The 20,217-nt window shown below is 42.7% G+C and carries 15 protein-coding genes; 6 read left to right on the plus strand and 9 right to left on the minus strand.

The annotated features are described in order from the left end of the window. Nucleotides 1-3: 3 nt before the first annotated feature. Entirely contained in the window at nucleotides 4-522 is a 519-nt protein-coding gene (locus DXC10_RS07510; RefSeq protein ID WP_101543818.1) for a methylglyoxal synthase, read from the plus strand. A gap of 66 nt (nucleotides 523-588) precedes the next feature. Here the strand turns inward: DXC10_RS07510 and folB are convergent, their stop codons facing one another. After that, complete coding sequence (gene folB, locus DXC10_RS07515) at nucleotides 589-951, minus strand: dihydroneopterin aldolase (RefSeq protein WP_117737620.1); 363 nt, start codon at nucleotides 949-951, stop codon at nucleotides 589-591. Between the two features lie 471 nt (nucleotides 952-1,422). Here folB and DXC10_RS07520 point away from each other — a divergent pair, with 471 nt between their 5' ends. Genes DXC10_RS07520 through DXC10_RS16505 form a run of 3 tightly spaced genes read left to right on the plus strand, consistent with a single transcriptional unit; the run spans nucleotide 1,423 to nucleotide 6,175 of the window. Beyond that, complete coding sequence (locus DXC10_RS07520) at nucleotides 1,423-2,076, plus strand: DUF3575 domain-containing protein (protein ID WP_233519889.1); 654 nt, start codon at nucleotides 1,423-1,425, stop codon at nucleotides 2,074-2,076. Beyond that, complete coding sequence (locus tag DXC10_RS07525) at nucleotides 2,073-3,071, plus strand: DUF6562 domain-containing protein (RefSeq protein WP_117737622.1); 999 nt, start codon at nucleotides 2,073-2,075, stop codon at nucleotides 3,069-3,071. Before DXC10_RS07520 ends, DXC10_RS07525 begins: the two co-directional genes overlap by 4 nt. Nucleotides 3,072-3,121: 50 nt before the next feature. Then, nucleotides 3,122-6,175, plus strand: a complete 3,054-nt coding sequence (locus tag DXC10_RS16505) for a DUF6562 domain-containing protein (RefSeq protein WP_233519890.1) — start codon at nucleotides 3,122-3,124, stop codon at nucleotides 6,173-6,175. A gap of 601 nt (nucleotides 6,176-6,776) precedes the next feature. Here the strand turns inward: DXC10_RS16505 and DXC10_RS07535 are convergent. Together DXC10_RS07535 and DXC10_RS07540 are read right to left on the minus strand one after the other, a co-directional pair. Next, entirely contained in the window at nucleotides 6,777-9,467 is a 2,691-nt protein-coding gene (locus tag DXC10_RS07535; RefSeq protein WP_117737623.1) for a 4-alpha-glucanotransferase, read from the minus strand. Nucleotides 9,468-9,597: 130 nt separating this feature from the next. Further along, nucleotides 9,598-12,135, minus strand: a complete 2,538-nt coding sequence (locus DXC10_RS07540; protein WP_101543829.1) for an adenosylcobalamin-dependent ribonucleoside-diphosphate reductase — start codon at nucleotides 12,133-12,135, stop codon at nucleotides 9,598-9,600. A 341-nt stretch (nucleotides 12,136-12,476) separates the two neighbouring features. On the opposite strand from DXC10_RS07540, the gene DXC10_RS07545 reads away from it, so the two are divergent. Then, nucleotides 12,477-13,211 (plus strand): NADPH-dependent oxidoreductase, encoded by a 735-nt coding sequence (locus DXC10_RS07545; RefSeq protein WP_117737624.1) that lies wholly within the window; start codon nucleotides 12,477-12,479, stop codon nucleotides 13,209-13,211. On the opposite strand, the gene dnaA is transcribed toward DXC10_RS07545, so the two are convergent. The 3 genes from dnaA to DXC10_RS07560 form a co-directional block, all read right to left on the minus strand. Next, entirely contained in the window at nucleotides 13,208-14,596 is a 1,389-nt protein-coding gene (dnaA, locus tag DXC10_RS07550) for a chromosomal replication initiator protein DnaA (RefSeq protein ID WP_101543833.1), read from the minus strand. The two genes, DXC10_RS07545 and dnaA, sit on opposite strands and share 4 nt — an antisense overlap. A gap of 352 nt (nucleotides 14,597-14,948) precedes the next feature. After that, nucleotides 14,949-15,842, minus strand: coding sequence for an MlaD family protein (locus DXC10_RS07555; protein ID WP_101543836.1), 894 nt, complete (start codon nucleotides 15,840-15,842; stop codon nucleotides 14,949-14,951). 12 nt (nucleotides 15,843-15,854) lie between these two features. Further along, the gene (locus DXC10_RS07560; RefSeq protein ID WP_117737625.1) at nucleotides 15,855-17,087 is read right to left on the minus strand and encodes an N-acetylmuramoyl-L-alanine amidase; all 1,233 of its coding nucleotides are present in this window, start codon (nucleotides 17,085-17,087) and stop codon (nucleotides 15,855-15,857) included. A gap of 162 nt (nucleotides 17,088-17,249) precedes the next feature. Here DXC10_RS07560 and DXC10_RS07565 point away from each other — a divergent pair, with 162 nt between their 5' ends. Next, complete coding sequence (locus tag DXC10_RS07565; RefSeq protein WP_101543842.1) at nucleotides 17,250-18,221, plus strand: transporter; 972 nt, start codon at nucleotides 17,250-17,252, stop codon at nucleotides 18,219-18,221. Nucleotides 18,222-18,233: 12 nt separating this feature from the next. Here DXC10_RS07565 and DXC10_RS07570 read toward each other — a convergent pair whose 3' ends face one another. From DXC10_RS07570 to DXC10_RS07580, 3 genes are all read right to left on the minus strand, one after another. After that, complete coding sequence (locus DXC10_RS07570; protein WP_101543845.1) at nucleotides 18,234-18,755, minus strand: methylated-DNA--[protein]-cysteine S-methyltransferase; 522 nt, start codon at nucleotides 18,753-18,755, stop codon at nucleotides 18,234-18,236. Next, nucleotides 18,745-19,692 carry a glycosyltransferase family 2 protein gene (locus DXC10_RS07575; RefSeq protein ID WP_101543847.1) on the minus strand — a complete coding sequence of 316 codons (948 nt, stop codon included), beginning with the start codon at nucleotides 19,690-19,692 and terminating at the stop codon, nucleotides 18,745-18,747. Before DXC10_RS07575 ends, DXC10_RS07570 begins: the two co-directional genes overlap by 11 nt. Nucleotides 19,693-19,835: 143 nt before the next feature. Continuing rightward, on the minus strand, nucleotides 19,836-20,216 hold the full coding sequence (locus tag DXC10_RS07580; protein ID WP_101543850.1) for a GtrA family protein: 381 nt from the start codon (nucleotides 20,214-20,216) through the stop codon (nucleotides 19,836-19,838). Nucleotide 20,217: the final 1 nt, after the last annotated feature.

Consider the following 20,217-nt stretch of genomic DNA (forward strand, 5'->3'; position numbering starts at 1 on the left):
ATTATGGAAAAGTTAGTTAGAAAGATTGGTTTGGTGGCTCACGATGCCATGAAGAAAGACCTTATAGAATGGGTACTTTGGAATTCGGAACTCTTGATGGGACACAAATTCTATTGTACGGGTACTACGGGAACCCTCATTCTGGAAGCCTTGAAAGAGAAACATCCCGATGTGGAATGGGACTTTACCATACTGAAATCTGGACCGTTGGGCGGTGACCAGCAGATGGGGTCACGTATCGTAGACGGCGAGATAGATTACCTTTTCTTCTTTACCGACCCGATGACTTTGCAGCCTCATGATACGGATGTCAAAGCCCTGACCCGCCTTGCCGGTGTAGAAAACATTGTTTTCTGTTGCAACCGCAGTACGGCAGACCACATCATTTCAAGTCCGCTGTTCGTAGACCCCACTTATGAGCGTACCATTCCTGATTATACCAACTACACTCAGCGTTTTGCCAATAAACAGGTTGTAGCAGAAGCGGTTGAGTCGGCCAAGAAACGGAAGCGGAAGAAATAACTTACCTTAGATTAATGCCAATGTAGTGTCTCTCTAATGCCACTATATTGGCACAGCCTGTCCTTGTTATGCTTTTTCCACGTTGATTTCTACTCCTGCCGCTTCAATATCCGCTCCCATGGGCGGATTTCGTTTAGACAACCTCAATTCTATGTTTTCTATTTGCGGAAATTCCCGAAATAATCGGGACACAATGCGTCCGCATACATGCTCCAGTAATTTGGACGGAATTATCATTTCCGCTTTTACTGCCTCGTATACATCAGCATAGCTGACGGTATCTGCCACGTCATCAGTCTGCATGGCGCATTCAATGTTTACTCTCAACCGTAGGTCGACAATGAACTCATTGCCTACCGTAGTTTCTTGTTCGCCCACGCCATGGTGGGCGAAGAAATGTATCTGATTTAAGAATATATAGCTAATCATTATATTTTGATAACTGTAATGTGTACAAACATATAGATAAAATCTTTGTTCTACAAAGTTCAAGGCGCTATTTCTACATCTTGTGTAAAAAAATGCGTGAGAATTTTCTTTCTAATTATATTTTCATAACTTTGTGAGGTGTTTGGAATACATCCATTCATAAAGTTCGGTGGCGACTGGGACTTGATTTTTTTTTAATAAAATATAGTTAGAAGCGTTGTGCTTTGTCCTCTAAATGGAAACCTAGGAAATTTTCATTATTTAACGAAGGACAGCACAGTGGATTCTCACGTTTATAGCGTGGGACTGCTGTCTGTTTTCGTTAAAAGGCTATTCCTAGGGCCTCCATTTAGAAACAGCACGCAGCTCCACGTTTCTGTTTCTTAACCGGTCCTTTTCGGAGTTTGGAGGACGCATGCTTCCGGTCTGCCTGCGCAGGTGGAAGTTTATAAGACGTATATGCAAGTTAGAATGTTGATGATTCTATTGTGTGCGCTTTTCGTAACTCCGAATGATTCGTATGCGAAAGGGGGGAATGGGGAAGATACTCTGCACCATGTTAAATGGATATTCAGTCCTGATTCGCGCATCGGACGCAATAGCCATTCGCTGCTACTGAAGACGAATGCGGTGGCGTGGGGAATGGCGGTTATAAATGTAGCGGCGGAGTATGATATATCGCCTGCGTTCTCTGTCCTTTTACCTTTTTATTATTCTCCTGCCGATTATTTTACTTCTGCCCGCAAGTTCCGTATTTTCTGTGTGCAGCCCGAAGTGCGTTACTGGTTCAGGCAAGTGGACGGGCTCTTTACCGGTGTACACATCGGCGTAGCTTCTTATAACTATGCCCTCAAGAGTAGTACATATCGTTATCAGAATAGTGATACGGGTGCACCTTTGCTCAATGTGGGGCTCGCTGCCGGCTATCGTCTTCCACTCGACAAGAAACAACGTTGGTGTCTGGAGTTTTCGCTGGGAGTGGGGTATGCATCTCTCAATTATGACCGTTTCTTCAATATCCCCAACGGTGCCTATGTCGATACCCGTCACGGGAACTTCTTCGGTATCGACCATGCGGGCATATCAGTGGGTTACCGTATTGATTGGAAAGGAGGCGGGCGATGAAGAAACTATTTCTTACTATCTGTGGCTTGCTCTCCATAATCCTGTTGGGGGGATGCGGAGTACGCGAACTGCCGGAAGACGGTGGAGTAGACCCAACCACCGTACATACCAAAATCATCTTGTTACCCGGTGCGGACATGACACCGTTTGATATTCCCGATTTCTCTACCCGTACTGCGGATTCGCGCGGATACGAAGTACGCTACACCGTGGAAGTTTATGCCGATGATAAGTTCGACCAAAGTTTACAGTTCCGCCGCCAACTTATTTATCCCGAAGGCAATGCAGGCGAAGTGGCACTGGAATGTGAACTCCATGCGCGTAACTACCGGGTGGTGGTTTGGCGTGACTTTGTACCGACGGGTAACACGGACGACTGCTTCTATACCACTTCCGATTTCTCCGCCATCAAGTTGAAGGGCGATTATGTCGGCGGAACCGACTATAAGGATGTATTCTGCGGGCAAATGAGCCTCGACCTTACGCCTTATCATTGCCGGCTGGAAGCCGAACATCGCGAAGAGATGCAACTGGAACGTCCGTTGGCGAAGATAGAACTGATTACTACCGATGTCATCAAGTACATGGATAAGCTGGAACAGGCAAAAAACTCACGGAGTGAAACCATCGAAGATTTTACGTTGCAAGTGCTCTACACCGGCTATTTCCCTGCGGGCTTCAACGTCAGTTCCAACCGTCCAAACCTGGCGGTTACGGACGTAAAGTTCACGTCTACCCCTGTAACTGTCTCCGATAATGAAGCCTGTCTGGCATTCGACTATGTGCTGGTGAACGGTGAAGAATCCGCCGTCACGTTGGAGATGATTATTTACAACGAGGAGGGACAGGAGGTGAACCGTGTCACCGGGGTGGAAGTACCCGTTAAGCGGAACAAGATAACTACGGTGCGCGATGCGTTCCTTACCCGTGAGTTTGCTCCCGGCATCGGCATAGACCCCGGTTTTGACGGGGAGATTAACGTTGTGATTCCTTGATTTCTTATTCAAACAAAATAAATGTATGTCTCATTTCAAACAAAACTAACATGAAGAAGTATTTCTCATTGGTAGCAGGTTTTATCCTGCTGGCGTTCACGGCTTGTCAGAGTGACGAGCTGGCGAATGGTGGAAGAAACGGTGAAGTGGCCGCCTCTTTCAGTGTGCAATTACCGGATGACGGCAGTGCTGTTGTCACCCGTGCTACGGGTGACGGAACTACGGTGAACCGTTGTATTATGGAAATCTATCTGAATGATGAACTTTACAGTCGGGAGGTAGGCGCTATAAGCGGCTTGACTGCCCAATTTGATGTCCGTCTGGTTACCTCACAGACTTATAAGTTCGTATTTTGGGCAGACCATGTTGCGTCTACGGAAGGCGATGCTATCAAGACTGATTTGCATTACGCCACTGCTGATCTCCGTAATATATCCATGATAGGCGACTATAACGGAAGCAGTAAGGACGATACCCGTGATGCTTTCTTTGCCAATCTGGAGAAGTTGGTGACTAATGCTTTCTCTGAAAGCGTGACACTGACTCGTCCGTTCGGGCAGTTGAATATCAAGACGGAAGACTTGGGCTCGATTCCTGTAAATCAGCAGACGGCATTAACTCCAACTGCGGCTAAATTGTCATTTAAAAATCTTTATACCGGCATTAATGCCGCTACGGGTGACTTGCTTGGTGAACCATCGGCAGTAGACTATGAAAATGCGGCTGATGTGGTAGATGCTAACGGTAATCTGACCGTAGACTATCTTTTTGCACCGAAGACTGCCGGTGAACAGCATTTGGTGAATATGACGCTTGCCGTAAACAGTGCTGATGGAAAGCAGATTACCACCAAAGAATTGAATAATATTCCTGTTCAGCGTAACTACAAAACGAATGTAACAGGTAATTTATTGACGGCTGCAAGTAAATTAAAAGTAATGGTAACTCCTGCATTCTCGTCTCCTGCTTTGAACGAGACAGTGAAAGAGGTAGCGACCGTAGATGAGGTTGCCGAAGCTTTGAAAACCAATACCAACGTGGTTGTTACGACACCCCCGACTGCGGCGGCAACTATTTCATTGCCTAAATATGATCAGGAAGATGTAGCGGTATCCATTACGTTGCCTGCGACTGAACAGGATATTACTATTAGTTATTCATCAGAAACAGGTGGGAATAGCAATGTTCCTAAAGCATTGAATATTACAGCCCCTTCTGCCAGCAAGATAATTATTAACGCTGAACAATCTACTGTTACCTTGAACGGAGAAACTTACACAAACGTTGAAGCCACTACAGCAGATAATACGTTGATTGTGGGTGAAGGTGTTACAGTGGGTACTTTGACCGTTAAGAAGGGTAATGTAGAAATCTATGGAACAGTCGACAATATCACTTTTGAAGCCGGAGGCGGTTATGTCGCTGTTTACAGTGTCTCTACTGCTGCGCAACTCAAAGCGGCAGGCAACTTAGTTACCCAAAAGAAATGCCGAAAGATTGTACTGGCAGCCGATATAGACCTCAATGGCAGCTACAGTAATCTTTGGGTACCGATAGAGGCGGAACTCAAATCAATCAGTGCCGGAGAAACTAATTTTGAAGAGTTTGACGGCGGTAATCATACCATCAGCAACCTTTATATCGACAATGTTACGGCAACGAAAAAAGATTACGGAGGTCTGTTCTATACGCTCAACGGTACCGTGAAGAACCTCATTATTAATGGGGCAACGGTGAAGTGTTTACGTGGTGGAGTGCTGGTAGGACGTATGGATGCCGGATTGGTGGAAAACTGCCATATAAAGAATGCTACGGTATCCAGTGAACAGAAGATTGGCGGGCTGGTAGGTTTTGTAAACTATAGTAGTAAAGACTTGACTATACGTGGATGTTCCGTATCGACTGCTACGCTCGGTAAACTTGATAGCAAAGAAGAGGCCTATCAGATGGGAGGTTTCATCGGTTATTTGCAGTCTGCCAACCGGAATGTACTTATTGAGAATAATAGCGTAAGCGGTATTGTCATAAATGATGTATACAACTCTACAGAGCCTGATCGGATCCATATTATGGAGCAGGCTTATTGCCATGCATTTATCGGTAATGTGGTAAACGTTTCAGATACTGATATATATGATAGTTACAGCGTCACATTGCGGAATAATCAGGTGGATAAGCAGCTTAGTGGCATACCGACCTGTGACCGGACAAACGACTATATAGGTTGGTGGGCAGGAGACTACAATACGGGTAAATCTTACTCTGTCAAGTTGGTGGTCAACGGCGAGGTGATGGACCGATGGATAGAAGTGAAACGTGTGGCAGACCAGCTCAGAACTGGAGGGGATGTTATCATTTATCGCAAAGTAGATCTCACCAAGAATAGTGACTCGAGCCAAGAAATAGACATAACTACAGAAACTACACTGACACTGAACAAGGGTGCAGTGCTTACCGTAGGAAAACAACAAATCTATAATAAGAATAAACTTACTATAAAAGGTGAAGGCTCCATGACGGCAACCGATTATCTGTTTATGAATGAAACCAAAGCGACATTGATTATTGAAAACGGTAATTTCACTGCTACAAGCGCTACTGATGCTAACGGGGTGGCTATTTATAATCAGGGAAACTGTACTATTAACTCCGGAACTTTCGATGCTCCCGGATTTACATTGATGAATACCGGCAGTGCCGATATGACGATTAATGACGGCATCGTGAAATGCGGTGGCATTAAGTCGGGATATGCTTTAATAGCGGCAGGTTCCGGTGCCAAGCTCACTGTAAATGGCGGTAAGATTGAAGCGATACAGTCTGTCGGTGGCGCTCAGGTAAATATTACCGGTGGCTCGATTTATTGTGAAGGGCAGTATTACGCCTTGTATAATGAACACGGTAACACCTCGATTTCCGGCGGCTACTTTTATAGTCCGACTGGTAAAAATATTTATGTAGTGAGTGGAAGCGGAACGGTGAAAACTACCGGCGGTTACTTTAGTGACCAGTCTGCTCCTTTGGAAAGCGGTTATGAATTCCAAAGTATTGACCAAACCGTTGGAGAGTATAAGTATAACTATCAAGTAGTAAAAACGAACTAAGAAGCCTAAGAATATCCCCCTCTTACGAGGGAGATAATGTGGCCTGTGCTTTCCGGATAAGGGAAGCGTTCCGTTATGTCCGGAGCACATGGTTTTTGTTTGTTTGCTTTCCCTGCGTTGTGAAATGCGGGGAAACTTTTTTTATGAAAGTTATCTTGCGCACTAATATGTCAGTCCAAATAACCAAGGTGGAATTTCATTCCTAAATCCGGTTTCAATATTATCTAATACCAAGTAGCCGTTTTCCACTCCTGCCAACTACTGTGAGGTTTTGTTTTTATCTCTAATCTCAAAACTGTATTTCTTATTGACCATGAAATCTATTTTCGGAGAATAAGTGGCGTCATGATTTATTTGCATCTGGTTGAAAAATAGTGTTTTACGGATGTTTCCTGTATCTGTTCTGTTATTTCCAAGGGCATATGTGTAATTCGTGTTCCCCAGATATATTTTTGGGGGTTAGCAAGTTACTTGATGTGGGAAATCTCTTTATCGAAGAGGAGCAGGGCTTGCGCTTTTTTTAGATAGAAAACGTATGAAATTGGTGGGAAATATTGAGGTTTCCACCAATTTCATACGTTTATTTTCAGTCTTATATCGTTTATCTTCCTGTCTGTGCAATCAGTTCCTTGATTTTCTCATTCAGGCTTTCGGCTTTCATCAACTGCTCCAGCGTCAGATGCATGCGGTAGCGCCAGTAATGGCGTGGATTGGCGGGCACGTTAATACGCTCTTCCTGTACATGGGGATTACGCCATTTACCGTCCATTGACATCCAGTCTTGCAGAGAGAGGATGGCGAGAATGGAGTTACTGTAAAGGTGACTGCGTACTACCTCTTCACAAAGCTCGGGTGTTGCTACTGCCGGTGCAGCTCCATAATGTCCCAGCATGTTGTTGTAGTATCGTTGCGTTTGTTGGAAATCTTCTTCCCACCAACCGCGCAGGGTAGACATGTCGTGCGTGGATATGGTACATACAGAACGGTACGGATACCAATCCGGGTGCCCGAACTCCTGTGCGGAATCTTTCGGCATACGTTGGATTTCGAGGGAAAGGATACGAAGGTCGTTCATTACCCATGCCACACAGTCGGGTATCATACCCAAGTCTTCACCACATACCAACATGCGGGTAGATTGGGTGAGTTGCGGCAACTTATTCATGGCTTGTATCCGCCAAAACTCATTGTGACGGTGATAATAGTATTGGTCGTAGAGACGGTTGAATGCCGCCTTTTCCCAATCGTTCAGTGCACGGTAAATATAATCGTGCTGTACGCCGATACGCGGGTGATATTTATTAGGATCTTCCCGGTCGGGAACAAATAATACATCGCTGATTAATGCATACAGTCCGTCGCGGATCCAGATACTGTCTTCGTCCGTTTTTCCTGCAAAATAGGCTTCAACTTTACGTTGAGTGTCAAACTCAGGACGCATGCGGTAAATTTCCCAAGTATCGGTAGGCTCAATGAAAGTCTGTTTTACGTGGTCGGTGTGAGGACCGAATATCTGTCCGAGGAAGTATTCGTGAATATAAGGTTTCAGGAATTCTTCGCGGAATGAAAGCCCGTAGCTTTCTATTTCTTCGCGAGTCATGGGCAGGGCAGGTACGAATTGTCCCAAAAGTCCGTGTACGGCATTCATCGGAATTTCCCAAATGCGGAAGAAACCGAGGATATGATCGATACGATAGGCATCGAAATATTCAGACATCTTGCGGAAGCGCTTCATCCACCAGGAATAATCGTCTTTTTCCATTACGTCCCAGTTGTAAGTGGGGAAACCCCAGTTTTGTCCGCTCACGGAGAAGTCATCGGGTGGCGCACCCGCCTGTCCGTTCAGGTTGAAATAATAAGGTTCTGCCCAGGCTTCTACACTGTTGCGGCTGATACCGATGGGGATGTCTCCCTTTAATACCACACCGTTGGCGCGTGCATGTTCGGTGGCGGCAAGCAACTGCAAATGCAAGTTGAACTGGATGTAATAGTAAATGGCGATATGGGGATAATCGGCTGAATCGGGCTGACACAGCTTTTCAATCTCATTTACATTATAGGTGTTGAACTTAGGCCATTCGCGGAAGTTCGGCGTTTTGTAGGCGTCGCGCAGATAGCTGAACACCGCGTATGGCTGTAACCACTCTTTGTTGGATGCGAAGAAGTCGAGGAAGGCTTTGGATGCCAATACTTTTTCTCCTTCTTGCTTGAAGATGAGATGGAAATATTCCCATTTTGTTTTGTTGACAGCTTCGTAGTCTACGGTGGGCAAGGCATTCAGCTCTTTCTGCCGTTTATTGAATTCGGCCATCATCTTTTTGTCCTTTAGTGTACCCAATTGTTTCAAATCAGTATACATCGGATGGAATGCATAGATGGATATGCTGTTGTAAGGATAAGAATCTGCCCATGTGTGCGTCATGGTGGTGTCGTTGATGGGCAGAATTTGTACGGCTTTCTGCCGGGTACTCACGGCCCAGTCTATCATCCGTTTTAAATCACCGAAGTCGCCTACGCCGAAGCTTTTATCCGAACGAAGGGAAAAGACCGGCACAGCTACGCCGGCACCTTTCCAGGCTGGAAGGTTGAAATATACATAACGGTCGCCAATGGCGAGAGTCTCGTTAATGCCGATTTGCGGATCAGCCATGTAGCGGTTGGGATTGTTTTCCCAAGCAACGGCACGACGTTCTTTCTTATTATAAAGGATAAATTTGTATTCCAACGGGAAATTGATTTTACCGGCATCGACTTCTACCTGCCATTCGGGGAAGTTGATATCGCTCATCAGTACGGCTTTATTTGCATCCCAGTTCCCGAAAATAGGCTGATTACCACAAATGCCCAGGCAATGATCGCTGTCGATGCAAGGCGCATATGCTTTTATCAGTAAACCCTTTTTATGACCTTTGGGGGCAGTGCTGCGTTCTCGATGGGCCAATAGGGATTCTGTGAAAGCAGAAGAATAGAAATATTGCTGTTCCGGTAGATTTTTCCAGCAATCTTCTATTTTATAGAGTTTCTTTGATGTCCCAGATACATAGAGGGTACGTGGAAGGCTGTTCCATTCGGTTCTTAAAGTTTTGCCGTCGCGATAAATGTGATAACTGTACTGGACAATACCGTTTTCTGGTATCTTGATGTCCACTTCTGCAGTCCAATGGATGCCGTCTACCGTTTGTAAGGGTAGGGCTTGTTCGGGCTGCTCGTTACCAAGTTCGGGGATTGAGCCTAACACTCTTACTTCTTCTCCCCAATTGGTTCGGTACTCGATATTAAATAATAGTATCATATATATTAGATTTAGAAATGACAATAGCTGTAATGATTATGCAAGTATAGAAAATTATCCTCATAATCATACAGCTATCGTTATCTAAGTCATTTAAATTCCTATGCAAACGTTTGTGTTTGGCCTGAGCCTATCCGCAACGTGATGCTCCACACGTTTTGCAGATGAGGCATCCTTCTTGATAAACTAATGTTTCGTTGCCGCAATTCGGACATTTCTTTCCTTTGGCTTCCGTTCCGTCCTGAACATATTTTTTCAGTGCGCGTTCCACACCGTTTTTCCAGGTATTGATGTTCTCACTGTCTAACTGCAAAGAACCTACCAACTTGATAACCTGCTCAATAGGCATGCGGTAACGCAATACACCGGAAATTAGTTTGGCATAGTTCCAATATTCTTTGTTGAACTTCTCGGAAAGACCTTCGATGGTAACCTTGTATCCTCGTTTGTTCTCGAATTGGAAGTCATAGCGTTTATTGCCGCTTTCATCGACTTTTTTGATGATATGTCCTGATGAAACGTTCTTCGGCAGGATGATACCTTCGTCGTCGTCCTGAAGACCGGTGAAGATTTCGTATGGATGTCCATCCAACAAACCGACGAATGCGACCCATTTCTCTTTGTTGTTCTGGAAGCGGACTACATCTGCGTCGAGCACTGCCGGGCGGGTTTCCACAACTGTAGGTGGTTTGCAGGGAGGAAGTCCTTCTTTCTTGTCGCTCTTGGTAGAGATGAGCACACCCGAACGGGAACCGTCACGGTATACCGTACAACCTTTACAACCGGACTTCCATGCTTCAACATATAAACGGTTCACTAAATCCTCGTCCACGTCGTTCGGCAGGTTGATGGTTACACTGATGGAGTGGTCTACCCATTTCTGGATACGTCCTTGCATCTTTACTTTCATCAGCCAGTCCACGTCGTTGGAGGTTGCCTTATAATATGGTGATTTTGCTACCAACTCGTCTATTTCCTCTTGGGTATAGCGTTTGGCGGGGTTGTATCCTTGAGCTTCCATCCAGGTAACAAACTTGGGATGGAAAACGATGTATTCTTCGAACGCATCTCCTGTTTCATCTACAAAGTCGATGTGTACGTTGGAATCATTCGGATTTACTTTACGGCGACGTTTGTACACAGGCAGGAATACAGGTTCGATACCGGAAGTAGTTTGTGTCATCAAGCTGGTTGTACCTGTGGGTGCAATGGTGAGACAAGCAATATTACGGCGTCCGTATTTCTTCATGTCTTCGTACAGTTGCGGATCGGCTTCACGCAGGCGGTTAATGAAGGGATTGTTCTTTTCACGTTCGGAATCGTATATTTCGAATGCTCCACGTTCTTTTGCCATTTCTACGGAGGAACGGTAAGCATTCAGGGCTACTGTCTTGTGTACTTTCTCTGAGAATTCGGTTGCTTCTTCAGTACCATAACGTAAACCTAATGCGGCAAGCATATCTCCTTCGGCAGTGATACCTACACCGGTACGACGGCCTTGACCGCTCTTCTTGTATATCTTTTGCCACAAAACGCTTTCTGTATGTTTCACGTCTTCGTTTTCCGGGTCTGCATTGATCTTGGCCATAATACGCTCGATCTTTTCCAGTTCCAGATCAATGATATCATCCATGATACGTTGAGCTAACGTCACATGCTTCTGGAACAGTTCAAAATCGAAATATGCGTCCGGTTTGAATGGATTGACTACATACGAATAAAGATTGATAGCCAACAGACGGCAGGAGTCGTAGGGACACAACGGGATTTCACCACAGGGGTTGGTAGATACGGTACGGTATCCCAAATCGGCATAGCAATCGGGCACGGATTCTTTCAGGATAGTATCCCAGAAAAGTACACCCGGTTCGGCGGATTTCCACGCATTGTGTACGATCTTCTTCCATAAATCGGTGGCGTTGATTTCTTTTTGGAAAGAAGGATTGCTTGATTCGATAGGATATTGTTGAGTATAAGGTTTGCCGTCAATGGCTGCCTGCATAAAAGCATCGTCCAATTTCACTGAAACATTAGCTCCGGTAACCTTTCCTTCTGTCATCTTGGCATCGATGAATGCTTCCGAATCCGGATGCTTGATGGATACGCTCAACATTAGTGCACCACGACGTCCGTCTTGAGCTACTTCACGTGTTGAGTTGGAATAACGCTCCATAAATGGAACCAGACCGGTTGAAGTTAATGCGGAGTTCTTTACCGGAGAACCTTTCGGGCGGATATGTGATAAATCATGACCGACGCCTCCACGACGTTTCATAAGTTGAACCTGTTCTTCATCAACTTTAAAGATTGCACCGTAGGAATCTGCTTCACCGTCTACACCAATCACGAAGCAATTGGAAAGAGAAGCTACTTGATAGTTGTTACCAATTCCTGTCATCGGGCTTCCTTGCGGGACGATGTATTTGAAGTGGTCGAACAATCCGAAAAGTTCTTCAGGACTTAATGCGTTAGGATATTTGGCCTCGATACGGGCTACTTCATTGGCTATTCTCCAATGCATATCTTCCGGAGACTTTTCGTAAATATTTCCGAAAGAATCTTTGACTGCATATTTGTTTACCCAAACCCTTGCAGCCAACTCGTCGCCTTGGAAGTATCGTAAAGATTCTTCGTAGGCTTCGTCATAAGAATAATTTTTCTTTTCCACGATGCTGTAAATCTTAGATTTAATTGAAAATAAGTAAAAGTGTAGAAGTCATACTTATTGTTAACAGATGCATTTGCAAATCTATGAATGTTTTTTGTTATAGCAAAATAAAAATAGATTTTTTTGTTGATAGAATGAAAGTTTTCTGTTTTGGTTTGTTATTCTTTTGATTTATAGGATTTTATTATATTTGAATAGATGAAAAGTTTTCCAAAAAGAAAATGAATGGTTTATTTGTAACAGTAACTTCTTGAACTTTTTAGGAAATCGCACTGAATATAAATAGGTATACGAAATAGCATATTGTGATTCTTTTTATATATTTGCAGAAAAAAGAAAGAATGGAAAGCTTAAAACAAAGAAGGACAATACGTAAATATCAACAGAAAGATATTTCTGCTGATTTGTTAAATGATTTGCTTGAAACCTCTTTCCGTGCTTCTACGGTCGGAAACATGCAGGTTTATAGTGTAATTGTAACTCGTGACTCAGAACGTAAGGCGAAGTTGGCACCGGCTCATTTTAACCAGCCTATGGTACAGGCCGCTCCGGTTGTTTTAACTTTTTGTATTGATTTGCGCCGTTTCAGTAAATGGTGTGAGCAGAGAAAAGCAGAACCGGGGTATAATAATTTTGAGTGGTTTGTAACCGGTTCGGTGGATGCGTTGCTGGTAGCTCAGACATTTTGTGTGGCAGCGGAAGAGAAGGGACTGGGGATTTGTTATTTAGGTACTACCACTTATAATCCTCAGATGATTATTGAAGCTTTGGAACTACCAGAGTTGGTTTTCCCGATTACTACGGTGACTGTGGGTTGGCCTGAGGAAATTCCCGCACAAGTAGATCGTCTGCCATTGGAGGCTATTGTACACAAAGAAACTTATCATGACTATACTTCAGCGGATATTGATCGTCTTTATGCATACAAAGAATCATTGCCGGAGAATAAACAGTTTGTAGCGGAAAATAATAAGGAGACTTTAGCTCAAGTGTTTACAGATGTACGCTATACAAAGAAAGATAGTGAGGCGATGTCTGAAAACCTTTGGCAGGTGATGAAAAAGCAGGGGTTTTAACCCTGTTTTTTCAGCGTTGCCTGAATTTCGTCAATCTCCGCACGGAAAGATTTATCGACTTCTTTCAGTTCCTTTATTGTTTTGCAGGCATGCAATACGGTGGCATGGTCTTTATTTCCAATTAATGTTCCGATTTTTGCTGTGGAGAAATCCGTATGATTTTTAGCGAGGAACATGGCGATTTGCCGGGCTTGTACTACCTCGCGCTTTCTGGATTTGGTATGTATGGCTGCCGTTTCCAGCCCGAAATGCTTACATACCGTATTGATGATATCGTCAATTGTCACGGATTTACTTTCACAGTTCACTACCTTACGAACGATACGTTGTGCTAGTTCCAGATCAATTTCTTTATTATAAATGGTAGAGTGTGCCATAATGGAAATTACGATACCTTCCAGATCGCGTACACTATTACCCACGTTCTCTGCGATATAATCGATAACTTCAGGAGGGAACTGTAAACCATCACGATGTATCTTGTTGCGGAGGATATTTTTACGCAATTCTACGGTCGGTTTTTCCAGTTCTGCCACCATTCCCCATTTAAAGCGGGTAATCAGTCGTTCTTCCATACCTTGCAACAAAACAGGAGCACGGTCAGAAGTCAGGATGAGTTGTTTCCCGTTCTGGTGTAAATGATTGAAGATATGGAAGAATGTATTTTGTGTCTTGGTGACCCCTGCAAATTCTTGAATATCATCAATAATTAAAACATCAATTGTTTGGTAGAAGTTAATGAAGTCATTAGTCGTGTTGTTACGTACAGAATCTGTATATTGTACCTGAAACAGGTGGGCAGATACATATAAAACCCGCTTATCGGGATATAATTCCTTGATTTTAGTACCAATAGCATTGGCAAGGTGAGTTTTACCTACACCGGATGCGCCATACAGGAATAGCGGATTAAAAATCGTTTTTGCCGGATTGAGTGCAACTGCTTCTGCAACACTACGAGATAACTTATTGCTATAGCCTTCAATAAATGTTTCAAAATTGTATTCAGGGTTCAAGTGTGGATCCAAATCCGGAACAGGAATTTGAGGGATTTGTTTATCCAATACTTGTTTTTGTGGAATAATAGTCCGCTGGGTAGATTCCAGATCAACGGTTTTCCGCGAACTTTTATCTACCATTACATTATACATCAACTTTGTTCCCTCACCGATTACCTTGTAAAGTGTTTTACGCAACAAGTCGACAAATTTGTCCTCTAGAAATTCATAAAAAAACTGGCTGGGCACTTGTACAACCAATGTTTTGTCCTCATATTTTAATGGAATAATGGGGAGAAACCAAGTTTTATATGTCTGCTCTGGAACATTGTCTCTAATAATTTCGAGACACCGATTCCACAACCCGACATGATCCTGTTCACTCATAACGGCTATAAATACATTTATTAATTAAGCAAAACTTCTACGCATGCAAAATTGGCAATCTTATTTGAAAAAAACAAATTACTTTTTTCTTGCGTAATTAGTAAAAGCAATAATTACTTTACTTTCAATGACTTATAAGTAGATATAAAAATAGCCCCTCACAGGGGGCTATTGCATTTGTGTAATGCCTTTTAAATCAGCTACGTAGGTGGTAAATTAGTTCGTGCCTCTCTTATAAACAGCCATCCCTGAAAGCCTTGTTTTTATTCTCTATATAGACTTGTTAGGGACTTTTCTTTCCAAACTTAAATTTCCTTTGTTATTTAGACAAAATCTATATAATCGGATTTGACTACTTATCTTTTTTACCAAACAAAGAGAAATGGACATATCGTTTCGGATGTGATTTCAAATCTTCCAATAGACTTGCTGCATTTGCAGTTGTGGCATTTAGGTTATTGTAAAGTGAGGGGTCATTGAATAATAATCCAATTGTATTATTCTTCTGGTTTAACTTATCTGTAATCATTTTTACATTAGCCAATGTAGAGTCTACTTTCTGCATGGCGGCTGCATAATCAATCTCTTTTAAGTTATTGGAAATGAGTATAAAGTTGTCCCCGATAGTATTGAGCTTTCCCGTGAGTTGCGGAATATCTTTGCCCATCAATGTTTGTAGTTGACGGCTGGTAGCGGTCATACTTGCTGTCAAATCTTGCACATTGTGAAGTGTTGCAGGGATAGCAGGATCGGACAATACTGCATTCAGTGATCCTAATATAGAATCCAATTTGGGTAGCATCTTTTCTATTTGTGGCATCATAGTAGCTACTTTTTCCATCATTCCATTATTAAGTACTCCGGGAATGGTATCTCCTATCTGATATTTCTCGCGTGGATTGTTGGCGAGGAGCAAATTCATCTTGACACCGCCGAGCATTTCAGCCATGAGCTCTGCCGTACTTCCTTTAGGAATACGTAAATCCGGATCAACATCTATCTCGGCAACTACTTTACCAGGTTGGGTATAGTCATAATATAAATCGCGTACGATACCTACACGAAAACCATCTGCAAATACCGGACTAGATTTGGTAAGTCCATTGACATTATGGAACTTTACGTAGAAATAGCTGGACGGTTTGAACATATTGATACCTTTCAGGTAATTGATACCATATACCAATATGCATAGGGCGGCTATACCCGCAATTCCTATTCTGACCTCTTTTGTGATATACTTCATGATGTATCTTTATTATTTATTTTTTTTCTTTTTGAATTCGTTGATGGCAGCATTGACGTTTGTTTTCTGACCATCTTTAAAGGCTATGATGAATGCATCCTTAAATTGAGCTGCAATGGTACGTTTAGTACGCACTACTTTATTATAATCGGGCGATGTACCATAAGTGTATTTATATAGTCCTCCTTCTTTATAATAATCCACATTCTTCAGTCCTTTCAGTCTTTTATCGTTTTTTGCTATAGGGCGTGAGGAAGTGAGTATTTGTATCTTAAACACGATACCTGTACGTTCTGTTTGATTGACAACGGCTTTTTCTACTTGTTGAGGAGATGGCGATACAGGGTTTACCTTTGATTGGGGAACCTTATTTTTTACTTTTGTATCGGCGGAAGCTACTGTTTCCTCTATTGCTTCCGGTATATCTTCCGGTAGAATGGTCTTACTGCTTCCATTTAGCCGTATTTCTTGTTCTCGCTTGTAGGTGAGGAAAGCACGAAAAATTCCGTTGGCAAGAGTTGTCGTACCGGTTTCACTGTTTAGATAGCGTTCCTCTTCAGGGGTTGAGATAAATCCCAATTCTACCAATATACTGGGCATGGCACTGGCCTTTAACACCAAAAATCCTGCTTGATGTACACCTCGGTCTATGCGGTTACAACTATGTCGGAATTGCTTTTGTACGAGTGATGCCAAATGTACACTTTGTGACATATATTTATCCTGCATGAATTCGAAAATGATGTAGGACTCGGCAGAGTTTGGATTGAAACCTGCATATCTTGTCTTGTAGTCACTTTCGTAAAGGATTACGGAATTCTCACGTTTTGCCACTTCAAGGTTAGCGTCAGACTTGGCAAGACCTAATGTCCAGGTAGATGCCCCTTTGGCAGTTCGGTTGTTTGCCAAAGCATTTGTGTGAATAGAGATGAATAAATCTGCTTTTGCGTTGTTGGCTATTTCGGCGCGGCGATCCAAAGGGATGAATACATCTCGTGTGCGGGTATAGATTACTTTCACATCCCCGCAATTCTTCTGAATTAGTTTACCGAATTTCAAGGCAACATTCAAATTGATATTTTTTTCTTTGGAGATTTTACCAATGGCTCCAGGGTCATGCCCCCCATGCCCCGCATCAATGACGACAACAAAATTTTTTGCTTCGGCACTGCCGGCACAGAAAAAAGAAGTGAGCAGCCCCAAGCAAATACTTGTATATAATATGTATCGTCTGTATAGTTTCATAAATAATATTGCTGCAAATGTAGTAGAAATTTATAGAAAACTCATACTTTGCCTTTAAGTTTTGTTCTCATTGTGTTCTTTTCGGTAGATTTAGTCTTGGCTTTATCTGATTTATTGAGAATATCAGTAACTTTGCTGCGGCTAATTTAAAAATAGATAAATATGATTCTTCGTTTTTTGAAGAACTGGACATTGCCGTTGGCAATGATGGCCGGCACTTTGGTATATTTCTTTTTTGCAAGAATTTCTTTTTTGGCACCGGTTAAGCCTTATGTAAATGTTTTGGTTGCCATCTTGACTCCGGCTTTGATTTTTGCCCAACTCTTACTTACGTTCTGCAAGGTGGAAGTGCATGAGTTGAAGCCAAAGTCGTGGCATGGTTGGTTATTGTTGTTTCAATCTGTTTCGTGTCTTGTGGTAGCAAGTATATTGATACTTTGTCCGATGGAAGAAGTCTACCGGGAGGTGTTTGAGGGAGCGATGGTTTGTCTTATCTGTCCAACAGCTACAGCGGCGGCCGTTATCACTGGTAAGTTAGGTGGCAGTGCAGCAAGTCTCACTACATATACATTGTTATCCAATCTATTGGCGGCTATATCAGTTCCATTAGTGTTTCCTTTGGTAGAACCGCATGCGGAAATCACTTTTTGGGTGGCATTTCTGAAAATTTTGAGCAAAGTGTTTCCACTTTTACTGTTTCCTTTTTTCTTGGCCTGGTTTTTACGTGTGTTTTTACCTAAAGTGCATCATTTCTTATTGGGTTTTCATGATGCTGCTTTTTATTTGTGGGGAGTGGCACTTGCCATTGTTTCAGGGCAAACGGTACGTTCATTGATGAATAGCGAAGCTCCGGTTTTTGTAGAAGTACTGATTGCTTTGGCAGGCTTGGTCGCTTGTTGTATTCAGTTTTATTTAGGGAAAAAAATAGGCGGACATTACAAAGAACGCATCAGTGGTGGGCAGGCGTTGGGGCAGAAAAATACGGTACTTGCCATCTGGATGGCCTATACCTATCTCAATCCGCTTTCTTCCGTAGGGCCTGGGTCGTATGTATTGTGGCAAAACATCATCAATAGTTATCAGTTGTGGAAGAAAAGGAGAAAAAGTGAAATGTATAGTGATGTAAGGAGATAAACTATGATAAAATTAAAATAACGTCTTTATGGGAGACTCCAACTCTAACAGCTTCTTTTTTGCGTCGAGCCCACCGGCATAACCTGTAAGTGAATGATTGCTGCCAATGACACGGTGGCAAGGTACAATAATAGAAATTCCATTTGCTCCATTGGCGTTAGCAACGGCACGAACAGCGCGAGGAATATTCAAACGCTTTGCTAATTCGCTATATGATATGGTGGTGGCGTATGGTATTTTCAACAACTCATACCAGACATTTTTTTGAAATTCCGTACCAGCAAAAAGCAATGGGAGATTAAACGTGGTTCGTTTTCCTTCGAAATATTCGTCCAATTGTCTACGGGTTTCTTCAATGACAGACGATGAACTTTCTTCATAACCAGTTTGTAGCATTTTCCTCAATCTTATATCTACTATATCTCTGTGCTTTTCTGTCGCCCAGTCGCATAAACAAAGTTTATCTTCAAAAGAACCAAGCATTAAATCTCCGCAGGGAGAGTGATAACGTTGTATACGTATTTTATTCATCATATCCCAATTTTTTTTCGTTATAATCGGAGGCAATATAAGTAGGTCTTCTTTTCGTTTCTTTAAAGATACGTCCGATGTATTCGCCTATCACTCCAAGGGAGAATAATTGAATGCCACCTAAGAAGAGAATTACTACAATCAGAGTAGGGAAACCAGCTGCCTGGTCACCATAAACAATCGTTTTTATCAGAAAGTAGATAGCATAGATAAAACTGGAGATGGAGAATAATACTCCACAAATGGTGGCGATACGCAGTGGAGCGGTAGAGGAGGAAGTGATACCTTCAATTGCCAAGTTCAGCAGTTTAAAAAAGCTCCACGAAGAATGTCCGGCAAGGCGATCTCCACGATCGAATTCTATACTTTTCTTCTTGTAACCAATCCAACAGAACAACCCTTTGGTATAGCGTTCTTGTTCACGTAAACGGCGAAGTGTCAATACGCATCGACGGTCAAGTAAGCGGAAATCTCCTACATTGGGTAGTATATCTATACGGCTCATCTTCTGCAATATTTTATAGAATGCTAAAGATAATCGCCGGCGTAACCAACTTTCTTCTCCGCGATTACGACGTTTGGCATAAATATCGTCGTATCCTTCTTCCCAATATGTCAACATTTGGTCTACGAGTTCGGGAGGATCTTGCAAGTCGGCGTCCATCACTACACAACAATCTCCCGTGGTATAGTCAAAACCAGCCAACATGGCAATTTCTTTACCAAAGTTACGTGAGAGGTTTACGTAATTCACCCTTTTATCAGTCTGTCGAAGTTGGCGGATACTTTCAAGAGTTCCGTCACTGCTACCGTCATTAATGAATAAAATCTCCCACTCGTACGTATTGTTCCGATTGATAAGTTCTATCAAACGTTTGTAGAGAGCAGGTAGCATTGCTTCTTCATTGTATACCGGAATTAATAGGGTTACTTTCTTCATTTCACACAAGAGTATGATTAAATACTTCGCAAATATATTACTTTTACGGAAGTATATGGCATTATTATTTGAAAAACATGAATTACCGATGAAAGATAAAGAAGGTAAGGATACGATGATGGAGCGGTATACGCAGTGGGTTATTATAACGCCTTTTGTTTGAAGACAAAGCGTACCAGTAAAAAGTTGACGGGAATGGCGATGGCGAATACCGGGATAGGGGCGAATGGCTTGGAAAGCCCCATCCATAAAAAGAAGTTCAATAATCCCATATGTAGGAGGTAATTTATCAGATGTGCTCCACCGAATCCGAGTAATTTTCCCCAGGAAGGCTTTTTATAGAATGTGAAGTAGGCGGTCAAATAGAAATTAACGGTGAAACTGAATGCATAACCGAGCGTATAAGCAATGTTGACATTGATGATCCGTTGTAATAGGAAATAAAGTCCGTAATGCAAAGCTGTTGCCAGAATCCCTACTAAGGCGAAACGTATAAACTCCGGTAATTGTTTCAGTTGCTTCATC

It is taken from the genome of Bacteroides sp. OM08-11 (assembly GCF_003438665.1).
In the GTDB taxonomy this organism is placed as follows: Bacteria; Bacteroidota; Bacteroidia; order Bacteroidales; family Bacteroidaceae; genus Bacteroides; species Bacteroides cutis.